10 protein-coding genes and 1 riboswitch are annotated in these 14,021 nt (G+C 61.8%); of the genes, 3 read left to right on the forward strand and 7 right to left on the reverse strand.

All coding sequences use genetic code 11. The features are described from left to right. Positions 1-39: 39 nt before the first annotated feature. The 6 genes from EPZ47_RS24645 to EPZ47_RS24670 all read right to left on the reverse strand — a co-directional run bounded on the left by EPZ47_RS24645 (position 40) and on the right by EPZ47_RS24670 (position 9,894). Entirely contained in the window at positions 40-540 is a 501-nt protein-coding gene (locus tag EPZ47_RS24645; RefSeq protein WP_135847104.1) for a methylated-DNA--[protein]-cysteine S-methyltransferase, read from the reverse strand. A 190-nt stretch (positions 541-730) separates the two neighbouring features. After that, a complete protein-coding gene (locus tag EPZ47_RS24650) occupies positions 731-3,469 on the reverse strand; it encodes a winged helix-turn-helix domain-containing protein (RefSeq protein ID WP_135847105.1) in 2,739 nt (912 codons plus the stop codon). 388 nt (positions 3,470-3,857) lie between these two features. Beyond that, positions 3,858-5,222, reverse strand: coding sequence for a DUF1329 domain-containing protein (locus EPZ47_RS24655; protein WP_135847106.1), 1,365 nt, complete (start codon positions 5,220-5,222; stop codon positions 3,858-3,860). 25 nt (positions 5,223-5,247) lie between these two features. Continuing rightward, positions 5,248-7,104: a DUF1302 domain-containing protein gene (locus EPZ47_RS24660; RefSeq protein ID WP_135847107.1), complete on the reverse strand. Its 1,857-nt coding sequence runs from the start codon at positions 7,102-7,104 to the stop codon at positions 5,248-5,250. A gap of 333 nt (positions 7,105-7,437) precedes the next feature. Beyond that, the gene (locus EPZ47_RS24665; protein WP_135847108.1) at positions 7,438-9,120 is read right to left on the reverse strand and encodes a fatty acid--CoA ligase; all 1,683 of its coding nucleotides are present in this window, start codon (positions 9,118-9,120) and stop codon (positions 7,438-7,440) included. 144 nt (positions 9,121-9,264) lie between these two features. Then, a complete protein-coding gene (locus tag EPZ47_RS24670) occupies positions 9,265-9,894 on the reverse strand; it encodes a LysE family translocator (protein ID WP_135847109.1) in 630 nt (209 codons plus the stop codon). A 217-nt stretch (positions 9,895-10,111) separates the two neighbouring features. Between EPZ47_RS24670 and EPZ47_RS24680 the strand changes: the two genes are divergently transcribed. From EPZ47_RS24680 to EPZ47_RS24690, 3 genes are all read left to right on the forward strand, one after another. Continuing rightward, positions 10,112-11,077, forward strand: coding sequence for a 2-hydroxyacid dehydrogenase (locus tag EPZ47_RS24680; RefSeq protein ID WP_135847111.1), 966 nt, complete (start codon positions 10,112-10,114; stop codon positions 11,075-11,077). Positions 11,078-11,110: 33 nt separating this feature from the next. Further along, positions 11,111-12,109: a class I SAM-dependent methyltransferase gene (locus EPZ47_RS24685; protein ID WP_135847112.1), complete on the forward strand. Its 999-nt coding sequence runs from the start codon at positions 11,111-11,113 to the stop codon at positions 12,107-12,109. A gap of 50 nt (positions 12,110-12,159) precedes the next feature. Further along, a riboswitch (yybP-ykoY riboswitch) is annotated at positions 12,160-12,282 on the forward strand. Positions 12,283-12,371: 89 nt separating this feature from the next. Continuing rightward, positions 12,372-12,956, forward strand: coding sequence for a TMEM165/GDT1 family protein (locus tag EPZ47_RS24690; protein WP_135847113.1), 585 nt, complete (start codon positions 12,372-12,374; stop codon positions 12,954-12,956). 78 nt (positions 12,957-13,034) lie between these two features. On the opposite strand, the gene EPZ47_RS24695 is transcribed toward EPZ47_RS24690, so the two are convergent. After that, the gene (locus EPZ47_RS24695) at positions 13,035-13,850 is read right to left on the reverse strand and encodes a M48 family metallopeptidase (protein WP_135847114.1); all 816 of its coding nucleotides are present in this window, start codon (positions 13,848-13,850) and stop codon (positions 13,035-13,037) included. Between the last annotated feature and the right edge of the window lie 171 nt (positions 13,851-14,021).

The raw sequence follows: 14,021 nt of genomic DNA on the forward strand, positions 1-14,021 counted from the left end.
GATGACGACAGCACATTCGACATTACTGCTTCAGGCGACTCAGAACGCCAGTTGCAGACTCTGCTGCCCTTCCAGGCTTAGCAGGAACTGCTTGGCCGCAAGGCCACCGGCGAAACCGGTGAGGCTGCCAGAGGTGCCGATGACGCGGTGGCAGGGAGCGATGATCGAGATGGGGTTGCGGCCGTTGGCCGCGCCCACGGCCCGCACCGCAGTCGGTTGGCCGATCTGAAGGGCGATATCGCGGTAGCTGCGGGTTTCGCCGAAGGGAATGGTCAACAGGGCCTGCCAGACGCGGGTCTGGAAGTCAGTACCGACGAAGTCCAGTTCCAGGTCGAAACACCTGCGCTGGCCGGCAAAATACTCCATGAGTTGGCGTTCGGTTTCCTTGAGGATCGGGTGGCGGCTGTCCTCCTCCAGGGGGCCCAGGCGCACCCGGTTGAGCCGCTCGTTTTCCCAGAGGATGGCCGCCAGTTTTGTATCCCGGGCGACAAGCATCAGTTGGCCCACGGGGGAAGGGATGGTTTTGTACATGGGCAACATCGAACATTCCTTAACGCAAGCCGAGCGCTTTTGTGGCGAGGGAGCTTGCTCCCGCTGGGGTGCGAAGTGCCCCTTACACCTGACGACGCGACGTGTCAGGCAAACATGTTCGCTGCCTGGGGGGTTGCTACGCAACCCAGCGGGAGCAAGCTCCCTCACCACAGGTTTCCCAGCGGACCAAACATCCCGCTTACCCCAACAACCCCAACGCCTTCGCCCGCGCCACCGCCTGGGTACGGCGCTCCACGCCGAGTTTGCTGTTGATGTGGCTGGCGTGAGTCTTGACGGTGTGCAGCGAGATGAACAACTGCTCACTGATTTCCTGATTCGAACAGCCTTGGGCAATCAGCTGCAATACCGCTCGCTCGCGGCTGCTGAGGTTTTCCACAGGAGCCAACGGGTCGGCAGGTTGCGCTGCGGTCGACGGCAGGCGCTCGAGCAGATGCTCGCGCAAGGTGCTGGACGGTGCATGCAACAGTTGTTCACGCAGCCATTCACGATGTGCTTCGCCCAGCAACCATTCGAAGGGTTGCAGAACACCGCCGGCAGCGGCTTCGAACGCCTGGGCCAGGGTGCGTCGAGCTTCGGGTTCGCGCCCGACACTCAGCAGCAAGGCGACTTTCTGGTTGAGCGCCATCACACTGAGCATCTGCCGGCCAGTTTGCTGTCCGTGCTCAAGCAAGGCATTGAGCCGCCCTTCGGCCAACATCGGTTGGCCCCGGATGGACTCCAGCACCGCCTGCTGCAATTCGACGTGCAGCGGCAACTGCGGGTGGAATTCCGGCGGCGCGGCGGCCCGTTCACCAGTGTAGGTCTGCCCCAACCGCGTCAACCAGGCTTCGGCCAGGTCAGTGCGCCCCTGGGCCAGCCAGAGTTCGCATTTGACCAGGGTGATCATCGCCAGGTAATAGATCGGCGGGACGTCCCAGATGTGCATCAGGCGCTCGGCTTCGGCCAACTCGGCAAAGGCCCGGGCAAACTCGCCGTTGTAGCCTTCGATACGGGCGATCACGCAATGCCCGATCAATACGCTGATGTCGCGGCAAGCGCGGGCCTCGGTGAGGCCCGCCTGCAACCGCGCCACCCCGGCCTGCGGCTGCATGCGCAAGGTCAGCAGGAAGCCCTCGTAGAGGATCAAGCGCGCCCGCACCGCATAAAGCCGTTGGGGCGACAGTTTGTGCAAACGTTGCAAACCCTGATGCACTTCATCCAGCGCCCGCAGAATTTCCCCCCGCGCCTGCAATACCCGGGCGCGATCGTAATGGGCCAGGGCCTCGAACAACGGGTTGCCGACGCGCTGAGCCAACTCAAGGGAATCACGGTTCAAGGCCCGCGCGCGCCATAGATCACCGTCGGCAATCGCCAGGTTAGACAGCGTGGACAGGCACATCAGGCGCTGGCCATAGCGTTTATGCGGCAGGCTCTCCAGGGCTTCGGTGCAGTAACGCACGGTGGCCTCACGATCGCCGCGGCCACGGGCAACGATCCCACTCAGGGCCAGCCATTGGGCAAGCATGGATTTTTGCGCGGTGGCCGAAGGGGCCGGCAGGAAGCGACTCAGATGGGCGGCCAGTTCTTCGGCGGCGTCCAGTTGGCAAGCCAGCCCCAGCGCCCAGCTGTAGAGCACGATCAACCGTGGCGTGCTGATGAGCAGGCTGTCGGGCAGATCCATTTTCCAGCGCAGCAGCATACCGACGTTCTGCTCGGCCAGCAGTTGCTCCTCCGATAGGTTCTGCACCAGGTTCGCCGCCACGTCCAGATGGCCGGCCCGCAGGGCCTGTTCCACGGCCTCATCGATCAGGCCCTGGGCGTTGAACCAGCGACAGGCCCGCAGATGCAACGTCGCGGCCGGCACCATGGCCGGCGCGCTGGGACGACTGCGCAGCAAGTCGGAAAACAGGTGGTGATAACGGTACCAGTGGCCATGCTCGTCCAGCGGTACCAGGAACACTTGATGAGCCGCCAGGAAACCCAGGATCTCGGCGCTGTCATGGGCTTCGCGCACGGCATCACACAGTTCGCTGCAAAAGCGGTCCTGAGGGGCTGTGTCGTAGAGGAACGCCTGCACCTCGGTGGGCAGGCAGTCGATGACTTCTTCGAGCAGGTAATCGCGAATCAGCCCTTCCCCGCCGTGCAGGGCCTGGGGCAGCAGGCCTTCGGTACCGGCTTCGGAGGCCGCCAACAGCCAGAAACGCAGCCCGGCCACCCAACCTTCGCTGCGCTGGATCAGGTTTTCCAGCGCTTCCCCACGCAGCGAACTGCTGTGATGCTGGAGCAGGGTCAGGGCCTCGTTGTGGGTCAGGCGCAGATCCTGTTCATTCAGTTCGAGCAATTGCCGCGACAGACGCAGGCGCGCCAGATGCCAGTCCGGGCGCTGACGGCTGGTGACCAAAACCAGCAGGCCATCGGGCAGGTGATTGAGGAAAAACTGCAGGCAGCGATCCAGCACCGGGCTTTGGGCCAGGTGATAATCATCGAGCACCAGCAGCAAGGGTTTGTGGGGCGACAGGTGCGCGGACAGTTCATCCAGCAGACCGTCGAGCCACTCCTCGAACGCAAAAGGTTGGTGGCGCTGACGCATTTTCAGCAACCCCAGCGCCCGGCCTCCCAATTGCGGAAAAAATGCCTGGAGCCCGTCGAGCAGCCGCTCCAGAAAACGCCCCGGGTCGTTGTCCCGGGCGCTGAGCCCAAGCCAGAGGCTTTGCCAGTGGCTCGGCAGCCCCTGGCAGAACTCCACCGCCAAGGAGCTTTTGCCAAAACCCGCCGGGGCACTCACCAATAGCAACCGGCCTCCAAGCCCCGCACTCAGACGCTCGCACAACCGCGGCCGCACAACATGACCGTCGGGCAAGGGCGGGCGGTAGAAGCGCCCGTCCTGTACCGCAATGGCTGCGCGGGCAGAATCCGGAAGTGAAGACAGATCAGTCATGGCCGGCTCTTGTTGAAAGGCGGGTGGCGGCGTTGCAGATGTCCGCAGACTAGCGGTAAACGCGGAGGTATTGAAGGGAGTGCTACAAATGGCTACAAAAAGACTACAAAACGGTTTACTGGAAAGACCAATGCCAGGCACCGCCCCTGTGGCGAGGGCGCTTGCTCGCGCTGGGCTCTGTAGGCGCTGGCAAAGCCTGCGATCTTTTGATCTTTCGCTTGAGGCCCAAGTGCTTGGGGAAAGATCGCAGCCTCGTTGCACTCGACAGCTCCTACGGGCGCAACCCAGCGGGAGCAGGCGCCCTCGCCACGGGGGGGGGTGCTGGTCAAAAAAACGCCCCGAACCAGTCGGGGCGTTTTTTCGAGGATGCGGCCTCGGGTAAAGCGGTTTAGCGGATGCCGTCCTGGCGCAGTGCGTTCGGGGTGAAATCCGCGGTGGTGGCGGTGAAGCCGAAGTCGTAGGCCGATTTCTCTTCGTTCTTCATGCCCAGGGCCAGGTAGCGGCCCGACTGCAGGTCGTAGAGGGTTTCCAGGGCGTACCACGGCACTTGCTTGTCGTAGTAGTTCTCGGCATGGGCCTCAGCAACGCGCCACAGTTGGCCACGACCGTCGTAATGGTCGATCACCGCCGCTTGCCAGGTGTCTTCGTCGATGTAGAAGTCACGCTTGGCGTAGATGTGACGCTGGCCTTCCTTCAGGGTGGCGGTCACGTGCCAGACACGACGCAGCTCGTAACGGGTCAGGTCCTGGTTGATGTGGCCAGCCTTGATGATGTCGTCGTATTTGAGCTGCGGCGAATCGATCTTGTGGCTGTTGGCGGCGATGTACAGTTCTTTCTTGCCTTCCAACTTCCAGTCGTAGCGGTCCGGCGCGCCGTTGTACATGTCCAGGTTGTCGGAAGTACGCAGACCGTCGGCGGCGGTACCCGGGCCGTCATAGGACACTTGCGGGGCACGACGCACGCGACGCTGGCCGGCGTTGTAGACCCAGGCCGAACGTGGCTCCTTCACCTGGTCGAGGGTTTCGTGCACCAGCAGCACGCCACCGGCCAAACGCGCCGGCGCGGTCACTTGCTGCTTGAAGTAGAACAGGATGTTGCCAGGGTTGGCCGGATCGAAATCCTTCATCTTGTCGCGGAACACGAACTGGTCACGGAAGTACACCAGGCTGTACGAGCCATTGGGTTGCGGCGTGGCCTGGGTCACCAGGCGCGTCACGCTGCCGCCGCGGTAGCGGGTGATGTGGTTCCAGATCACTTCCACACCGCTCTGGGGAATCGGGAACGGCACGGCCGTCTCGAAGTTCTCCAGGCCGTTGCCGCCGGACACCAGCTTGGTGTTGACCGCGTTTTTCTTGATGGAGGCGAACACCTCGTCCGGCACGGTGGCGCCGCGATGGGTCGGGTAGACCGGCATCTTGAAGGTTTCCGGGTAGCGCTTGAACATCGCGTACTGGCCCGGCGCGAGTTTGGCTTTGTACTGGTCGACGTTCTGCGCAGTGATGGTGAACACTGGTTTTTCACTGGCGTATGGGTCGGAAAGGAAACCCTTGCTGTCCACCGAGCCGGCGTTCTTGGCCATGGGTTTCCAGGCCGAGATCGAGCCATCGGCATTGCCGGCCATCTCAGCGCCCATCGGCGTCAGGCTCTTGCCCAGTTTGTCGGCCTCGGCGGCAGGCACCGCCGCCATGACACTGGCCGCCAGCAGGGATAGCCCCAAAGCACCGACCTGCAACAGATTCTTGGTTATTTTCATAGTGTGTCGTCCTGAAATACGGTGCTTAGAAGGTCACGCCGACGCTGAGCGCCAGGAAGTCGCGATCGTCCACAGTGCTGAAGTCGCCACCAAAGAAGTTGGTGTAGGCCAGGCTCGCGTTGTAAGTGTTCTGGTACTCCGCATCCAGCCCGAGGCTAACGGCCTTGCGGCCTTCTTCGAAGTTGCCGCCAGGGCCTGGCGAGTAGCCTTTGACGTCATGGGACCAGGCCACGTTGGGCTTGAGGTTCACGCCAGCGAAGACGTCCGGGTATTCCCAGATGGCGCGAGCGCGGTAGCCCCATGAGGTGGCGGTGGTGAAGCCGTCGTTGTTGCAGTTGCTGTTCACACCGCTGCTGGTCTGGCCGCCACCTGCGGCGGTCGAAGCGTTGAGCGTGTTACAGAAACCATTGGGCAGTTCACCTGGACCGAACACTGGGTCACGGCCGTAGCGAGCCTCGGACCTGCTTTCCAGGCCTCCGACGTGAGTGACCCCAACCTCACCCACCAAGGTCAGACGGCTCGCGCCCATAACTTGATCGAGGAAGTGGGTAAAGGTGGTCTGGAACTGGGTGATTTCCTTGCGGCGATAGCCGTGCAGATCCTGACCTGGGGTGCCATCGAGCACCGAGGCATTACCAAAACCCGGGATCGGAGTAACACCTGCAAAGAGAATATCGGTGGTGCTCAACTGTACCGGCGCATTCGGCCGATAACTCAGCTCGCCGCTCCAGGCCGTGCCGGTGGGCAAGGTGGTGGAGAAACTCAAGCCATAGAGCCGAATGTCTTCAGGGTATTCAACGAAGTAATTGGAGTTACCCGCCACGATCAGAGGACGCAATGCCGCCAATGGCCCCAACGGCATCGTATAAAACCCTGATGCCGCTCCCGTGGCGCTGAAAATCGGCGCCCGGCTATGGTAATTCATGAAGTAGGCACCGAATTCGGTGTCCAGCGGCTCGAACATATATTTCAGGGATGCGCCCCATTGGCCGCTATCCCGGGCATCGCGGTCCGCGCCACGACGCACCAGTACGCCTTCATCGTTGACGTCGACCCCCCTTGCAGCCAATGCACCTAATGCAGGGGCCGAGAGCGCGGAGCGTTTATTCAGTACACGCAGATTGTCATCGCACCCATCGGCAATAACATCCGGTTGGGAGAAGAACGTCCCGCAGTTATCGACAACAGTCTGGTCCCACTCCAACTGGTAGAAAGCTTCAGCCGACAAATTGTCGGTCAGGCTCTGGGACACATAGAACATGTTGACCGGGATCAAGCCCTCCTTGACCTCGGCACCAGGGCGACGGAATGCGGACACATCGACCGGGTTGATGGAGTTGATGCCGCCCTGGATGAAAGTACTTTCCCCCCAACTGACAACCTGTTTGCCCAGGCGGACCGAACCCGGCTGATCGGCAATGGCGTAGTTGTGATAGACGAACGCATCGAGGATCTGCCCGCCGGAAGACTGGGCGCCTTCCTTGCGATTGTTGTCGCTGATGTCCTTGTACAGGCGGTGTTCGTCCTTGAGCTCAAAGTCATACCAGTACTTGCCGCGCACAAACACGCCGGTATCGCCGTACTTCAGTTCCAGGTCGTGGATGCCCTTGAAGATCTTCGAGAAGGTTTCCCCGCGCTTGAAGTTCAAGTGGCCGTCATCGGAGGTCTGCGACAGCCCACGGCCGCCGTTGTTGACGCCGATCAGGTCTTTATTGGCGTTGGCCGTGGACCAGCTCGCCCCCACCGACAGGGACGAGTCGAACTGGCCTTCGATTTCACCAATGTTGAAACTGACGCCGAATGCTGGGCCGGCGAGCGAAGAGGCAAGACTGACCGCCAAAGGCAGTTTTGCCCGGCGCCAGAACGTATTTGCTGAGGTCATCGACGCTACTCCATGTGCTTTATTGTTATGGCAGACAGTATTTTCAAAGACCCTTTTCAACGGCTGGAAGCGGCATGCCCCACCCTCCGTTCAAAGTCGCAGCGCCCGTTTAGTACGTGCGTTCCGTTTTTGAAAATTCTTACGCGGACTATAGCCAGCAGGTAGTACGGCTTGATCCCTCTAAAGTGTGATTTATCGCCTCGACCACTCTGGAACAGTCCATTGCCAGGCCGACAAGTGTCGGCACGGCAAGGATGGCTGAAATTTTCGGTTTGACAAGGCAAGCGCTTGCTTGGTGCGGCTGCCGCGCCCTTTCGGGCGCGGAAAAGGTGTTTAAAGCGTCGAGAGAAAGGTGCTGTTGTTGCTCTGCCATTCGGTGATGTCGACGCGGATGCGCTTCTTGTCGAGCTTGCCGACGCTGGTCTTGGGAATTTCCGTAACAAGGGCGATCTGACTCGGGATCGCCCACTTGCTCAGGTGCCCCAGCTCGACGAACGGCTTGAGGTGTTCCTTGAGCTCGCGAGCCCCGATCTGATGCCCTTCGCGAATCACCAGCAAGGCAAACGGTCGCTCGCCCCACTGCGGATCGGGAATGCCGACCACTGCTACTTCGCGTACCGCCGCGTGACGGCTGATGAGGTCTTCGAGGTCCAGGGAGGAGATCCATTCGCCACCGGTCTTGATCACGTCCTTGATGCGGTCGCGGATGTCGATGAAACCCATGTTGTCCAGCGTGGCGACGTCGCCGGTGTGCAGCCAGCCGCCGGCCCAGAGCTCGGCGCCCTTCTGCGGCTCGTTGAAATAGCCCTCGGTGAGCCACGGCGCACGCAGCACCAGTTCGCCCTGGGTCTCGCCATCGGCCGGCAGGAACCGTCCCTCGGCGTCGACAATCGCCGCCTCCACCAGCGGCCCCGGCACGCCGGCCTTGATCCGGTAGGTGGTGCGCTCGTCTTCGCTGCCGGCCATCAGTTCAGCGTTGAGGTGGGCGCAGGACACCAGCGGGCCGGTTTCCGACATGCCGTAGGCGGCGGTGAGCTGGATGCCCCGGGCCTTGGCTGCTTCGTACAGGCTGCGGTTCAGGGCGCTGCCACCGATGACGATTTTCCAGCCGCCGAAATCGGTGTCCTGGGCGCCCTTGGCGTTGAGGACCATTTGCAGGATGGTTGGCACGCAATGGGAGAAGGTGACCTTTTCCTTGCGCCACAGTTGCACCAGGAATTCCGGATCGTAGCGACCGGGGTAGACCTGCTTGAGCCCGAGCATGGTCGCCACGTAAGGCAAACCCCAGGCGTGGACGTGGAACATCGGCGTGATCGGCATGTACACGTCGTTGGTGCCCAGCAGCCGCACGCTGTCGATGGAGCCCATGATGGTCGCCACGCCCATGGTGTGCAGCACCAGTTGCCTATGGGTAAAGTACACGCCCTTGGGGTTGCCCGTGGTACCGGTGGTGTAGAACGTGGTGGCGACGGAGTTTTCGTCGAAATCCTGGAAGTCGTAGGTTGGGCTGGCGGCGGCCAGCAACTGCTCGTATTCACCCACCAGGTTCGGCAGGTCGGCGGTTTTTTCCGGCAGGTCGGTCAGCAGCAGGGTTTTCTGCACCGTGGTCAGGTGCCCGGCGATCGCCTGGTACAAACCGACAAACTCGCTGTTGACCAGCACGAAGCGGTCCTCGGCGTGGTTCATGGTGTAGACGATCTGCTCCGGTGACAGACGCACATTGATGGTATGGATCACCGCGCCGATCATCGGGATCGCGAACATGCATTCCAGGTAACGATGGCTGTCCCAGTCCATCACCGCCACGGTATCACCGGCCTTGACCCCGGCCTCGGTCAGCACATTGGCCAGCCGGGCGACCCGTTCGATCAGCGTCGGATAGCTGTAGCGCAACTGGTCACGGTAGATGATCTCGCGGGTTTTCTCGTAACGCGCCCCGGACATCAGCAGCCGCTTGATCAGCAGCGGGTATTGATAGGCACCTTCGGCTGGAGGAATAACGCGAGTCTGCAACATAAGAGTCCCTTTTCTGACTGCACGGTCTTGGCTGGAAGTAAGCACTCTAGAGTGCTTATACACGGATCAAATCAGCCAAAGGAATGATTTGATCCGCGTGCAAATACTAGCCTTGAGCCATCCACGGGCAGGGACCAGGGCCCGTCAATGCGTCTCGGTAAACGCCAGTTTCACGCCGATAGCGACCAGTACCGCGCCCATGGTCCGGTCGAACCAGTGGCCCATGCGGGCAAAGCCGGCGCGCACCCGCTGCTGGCTGAACAGCATGGCCACCAGGCAGAACCAGGCGGCCGTCGCGACCGCCAGGTACACGCCATAACCGGCCTGGATCGCCAGAGGCGTGTGCGGATTGATCACCACGGTGAACAACGACAGGAAAAACAGCGTCGCCTTGGGGTTCAGGCCATTGGTGACGAAGCCCGAGGTGAACGCGCCGCGAGCAGTACGTTCGCCCGCCTCCTGGTGCAAGTTGTCTGCCGTTGGCTTGGCCGGTTGTGCGCGCAACGCCTTGAAGCCGATGTACAGCAGGTACGCGGCGGCGGCCCATTTCAAGGCGTTGAACAGCACGATCGACTGCGACACGATCAGGCCGATGCCCAGCAACGAATAGCCCACGTGCAGGAAAATCGCCGTACCGACGCCCAGCGCCGTCCAGGTCCCGGCGCGCCGGCCATGGGTCACGCTTTCACGCACCACCACGGCGAAATCCGGCCCGGGGCTGGCAACGGCCAGCAGGTGAATCAGGGCGACGGTGAGGAATTCGGTGAGGTACATGGGGGCTCCAGGGAGGTACGCGTTGTTAAGTGAAAACGGTGGCGAGGGAGCTCGCTCCCGCTCGACTGCGCAGCAGTCGCTTGCCGTTTGTTGGGGCCTGCTTCGCAGGCCAGCGGGAGCAAGCTCCCTCGCCACGGGGTTCGCCGCCATGGCAGCCAATGCATCTGATAGGCTCGCCACATTACGCCTTCGATTCTTCAGATAAAAGGTACAGCTGATGACGAATACCGCCCGCGCAGTTTTCCTCGACCATCCCTCCCTGGACCTTGGCGACCTGGACCTGGCCCCGCTGCGCAACTGCTTCGGCGAACTGCAATTGTTTGATCGGACCACACCGGATCAGGTGGCCGAACGGCTCAAGGGCGCCACGGTGGCGATTACCAACAAGGCAGTGATCGATGCAGCGGCCATGGCCGCCAACCCCGAGCTGAAACTGATCCTGATCAGCGCCACCGGCACCAACAATGTCGACCTGGCCGCCGCCCGCCAACACGGCATCACGGTGTGCAATTGCCAGGGCTACGGCACGCCATCGGTGGCCCAGCACACGATCATGTTGCTGCTGAACCTGGCAACGCGCCTGGCCGACTATCAGAAAGCCGTGGGCGAAGGTCGTTGGCAACAGGCCTCTCAGTTCTGCCTGCTGGACTATCCGATTGTCGAGCTGGAAGGCAAAACCCTTGGCTTGCTGGGGCATGGCGAGCTGGGCAGCGCCGTCGCGCGATTGGCCGAAGCCTTTGGCATGCGCGTGCTGCTGGGGCAGGTTCCCGGGCGCCCTGCCCGCCCTGACCGCGTGCCACTGGATCAACTGTTGCCGCAAGTCGATGCCCTGACCCTGCATTGCCCGCTCAACGAACACACCCGCCACTTCATCGGTGCCCGGGAACTGGCGCTGCTCAAACCCGGCGCCTTTGTGGTCAACACCGCCCGTGGCGGCCTGATCGACGAACAGGCCCTGGCCGAGGCGCTGCGCAATGGCCACCTGGGCGGCGCAGCCACCGACGTGCTGAGTGTGGAGCCGCCGAGCCAGGGCAATCCGTTGCTGGCCGCCGACATTCCCCGGCTGATCGTCACGCCCCACAACGCCTGGGGCAGCCGCGAGGCGCGGCAACGGATCGTCGGGCAAATGAGCGAAAACGCCCAGGGCTTTTTCAGCGCTGCAGCGCGGCGGGTCGTCAGTTGATAAACTGCCGCACTTTTTTTCAAGGAGCAGACCATGGATCCGCGCAGTGAAGTACTGCTTCGTCAGGCCGAGTTATTCCAAGGCTCGGTGTTACTGGCCGGCCTGCCCGCCGACGATCTGCTCGGCCGCCTGCCCGAAGCCCACGGTTGGTGCTGGCACGCGGGCGATCAGGCGGCGCTGGACGCCCGCTTCCCCGAGCGCAGCCACTTTGGCGTGAACGTACCAGAGCGCGGGTTTGACACTGCCGTGGTGTTCCTGCCCAAGGCCAAGGACCTGACCGATTACATCCTCAATGCCGTGGCCGCGCGCCTGGCCGGGCGCGAGGTGTACCTGGTGGGAGAAAAGCGCAGCGGCATCGAAGGTGCGTCCAAGCAACTCAATCCATTGGGCAAGCCGCGCAAGCTCGACAGCGCACGGCATTGCCAGCTATGGCAGGTCACCGTTGCCCAAGCCCCCGAGGCCAAGCCGCTGGAAAGCCTGGCCCAGACCTACGAGTTGCCCCTGGCCGAAGGCCCGCTGAAGGTCATCAGCTTGCCGGGGGTGTTCAGCCACGGTCGCCTGGATCGCGGCAGTGCGCTGCTGCTCGAACACCTGGATAAACTGCCCAGCGGTCATTTGCTGGACTTCGGCTGCGGTGCCGGTGTGCTCGGGGCGGCGGTCAAGCGTCGCTATCCACACAACACCGTCACGCTGCTGGACGTGGATGCGTTCGCCGCCGCCAGCAGTCGCCTGACCCTGGCTGCCAACGGCCTGGAAGCCGAGGTACTGACCGGTGACGGGATCGACGCGGCACCGATGGGTTTGAGCGCGATCCTGAGTAACCCGCCGTTCCATGTCGGCGTGCACACCGATTACCACGCCACGGAAAACCTGCTGCGAAAAGCAGCCAAACATCTGAAAAATGGTGGCGAACTGCGGCTGGTCGCGAACAGCTTCCTCAAGTACCAACCCTTGATCGAAGAGCATTTGGGTGTGTGCGCCATCAAGGCCGAAGGCCAGGGGTTTCGCATCTACCGGGCCAAGCGCGGCTGAAGCAATTTTAAGAAACAGCACTTGCCCAATCGGATTTGCCTAGGCAGAATCCGCTCCGTCCTAGGGGAGTAGTCTCCCGCGAGCGCCATGCTCGCCCGGCATACGTCAACATACTTGGTCAGCAGACCATGGCGTATGCGGCCCAAGCGTCCACGCAGATGGTCGCTGGGTTTGACAAGACCTATGACACGCACACCTTACCCGGGGCGGGAAGGCTGTACGTGTCATAGCCGTGTCGACCCGCCCCTCTAGGAATCACCTGATGCTGGACTCTTTCCTCGTACCTACCGCTATCGTTGCGCTGGCCGAAATCGGCGACAAGACGCAATTGCTCGCCCTCATCCTGGCGGCACGCTTTCGCAAACCCTGGCCGATCATCGCCGGCATCATTGCCGCAACGCTCGCCAACCATGCCGCCGCCGGGGCGGTGGGGGCCTGGGTCGGCAGTTTTTTCTCGGATGCGGTCCTGCACTGGATCCTGGCAGCGAGCTTCGCGGCCACGGCACTGTGGACCCTGGTCCCGGACAAGCTGGACGATGAAGAAGCCAACACGGCGCGCAAGTTCGGCCCGTTTGTCACCACGCTGATTGCGTTTTTCCTGGCCGAAATCGGCGACAAGACGCAGATCGCCACGGTGATGCTTGCCGCGCAATACCCGGAGTTGTGGCTGGTGATCATCGGCACCACCGTGGGCATGCTGATTGCCAACGTGCCGGTGGTACTGGCCGGCAATTTCGCCGCCGAAAAACTGCCCCTGACCCTTATCCGCCGCCTGGCCGCCTCGGCATTTTTCGTCCTGGCGATCGTGGCGGTGTACAAGGCGATGCAGAGTAGTGGGTGGGTTTGATCCAGGCTCAGGAGGGCAATTGTGGCGAGGGAGCAAGCTCCCTCGCCACAAAAAACAGCTTTTACTGCATAACGCTGGTTACTTCTTGGCCTGCTGATAAAGCGGCATCACCTTCGGAATCGCCGCCTGCAACGAGGCGATCCGGCTGCTCGACGAAGGGTGGGTGCTCATGAACTCTGGTGGCGCCCCCTCCGAGGCCTTGGCCATCTTGTTCCACAAGGTGATCGCCGCGTTCGGGTCGTAGCCGGCGCGGGCAGCCAGTTCAAGGCCGATCAGGTCGGCTTCGTTCTCGTTGCCGCGGCTGTTAGGCAGGGTCATGCCGTAGTTGGCGACAGTGTCGGCCAACGCCAGGCTGTCCTGGCCCAGGCCGAACAAGGCACCAGCGCCCTGCTTGGCCATCTCGATGCCGTAGGCCTTGGACATCGCTTCACGCCCGTGCTCGCGCAGGGCGTGGGCGATTTCATGGCCCATGATCGCGGCGATTTCAGCGTCGGTCAGTTTCAGTTGGTCGATCAAGCCGGTGTAGAACATGATCTTACCGCCGGGGCCGCAGTTGGCGTTGAGCTCGTCGCTCTTGATCAGGTTCACTTCCCAATTCCATTGCGCCGAATCCGGGCGGAATATCGGGGCCTGGGCAATCAGTCGGTCAGCAATGACCTGGATACGCTTGGCATCGCTACTGGTCTTGTCCAGCACGCCCTTGTCGCTCGCCTCGCCCATGGTCTTCTGATAGGACTGCGCATACATCTGGTTGACCTCAGCAGTCGACAACATGCTGAACATGTACTGCTTGCGCTCCACGCCCACGGCTCCGCCACTGGTGGTGTTGACCGATTGGCAACCGGCGAGCAGCAACCCTGCGCTCAGTGCACTCACCATCAAAATCTTGTTCATTTTAGAAGCTCCCTGGAAACGTGGGCGTATCCTAGGCGGTGATTTGTATCCGCGCCAGATACACAGCAGCAACGAATTACATTTTTTTCATACAAACCCATCCAGTCCATTTACGACACTCACCCAGTCAAAACAGTCACCCGACGAATAGCGCCTCATGCCAGGCCACAC

This window comes from Pseudomonas viciae (genome assembly GCF_004786035.1).
GTDB classification, from domain to species: domain Bacteria; phylum Pseudomonadota; class Gammaproteobacteria; order Pseudomonadales; family Pseudomonadaceae; genus Aquipseudomonas; species Aquipseudomonas viciae.

Bases quoted from the DNA above. Each gene is read 5' to 3' on its own strand.
- EPZ47_RS24645 (WP_135847104.1), bottom strand. From the start codon at position 540: ATGTTGCCCATGTACAAAACCATCCCTTCCCCCGTGGGCCAACTGATG.
- EPZ47_RS24650 (WP_135847105.1), bottom strand. From the start codon at position 3,469: ATGACTGATCTGTCTTCACTTCCGGATTCTGCCCGCGCAGCCATTGCG.
- EPZ47_RS24655 (WP_135847106.1), bottom strand. From the start codon at position 5,222: ATGAAAATAACCAAGAATCTGTTGCAGGTCGGTGCTTTGGGGCTATCC.
- EPZ47_RS24660 (WP_135847107.1), bottom strand. From the start codon at position 7,104: ATGACCTCAGCAAATACGTTCTGGCGCCGGGCAAAACTGCCTTTGGCG.
- EPZ47_RS24665 (WP_135847108.1), bottom strand. From the start codon at position 9,120: ATGTTGCAGACTCGCGTTATTCCTCCAGCCGAAGGTGCCTATCAATAC.
- EPZ47_RS24670 (WP_135847109.1), bottom strand. From the start codon at position 9,894: ATGTACCTCACCGAATTCCTCACCGTCGCCCTGATTCACCTGCTGGCC.
- EPZ47_RS24680 (WP_135847111.1), top strand. From the start codon at position 10,112: ATGACGAATACCGCCCGCGCAGTTTTCCTCGACCATCCCTCCCTGGAC.
- EPZ47_RS24685 (WP_135847112.1), top strand. From the start codon at position 11,111: ATGGATCCGCGCAGTGAAGTACTGCTTCGTCAGGCCGAGTTATTCCAA.
- EPZ47_RS24690 (WP_135847113.1), top strand. From the start codon at position 12,372: ATGCTGGACTCTTTCCTCGTACCTACCGCTATCGTTGCGCTGGCCGAA.
- EPZ47_RS24695 (WP_135847114.1), bottom strand. From the start codon at position 13,850: ATGAACAAGATTTTGATGGTGAGTGCACTGAGCGCAGGGTTGCTGCTC.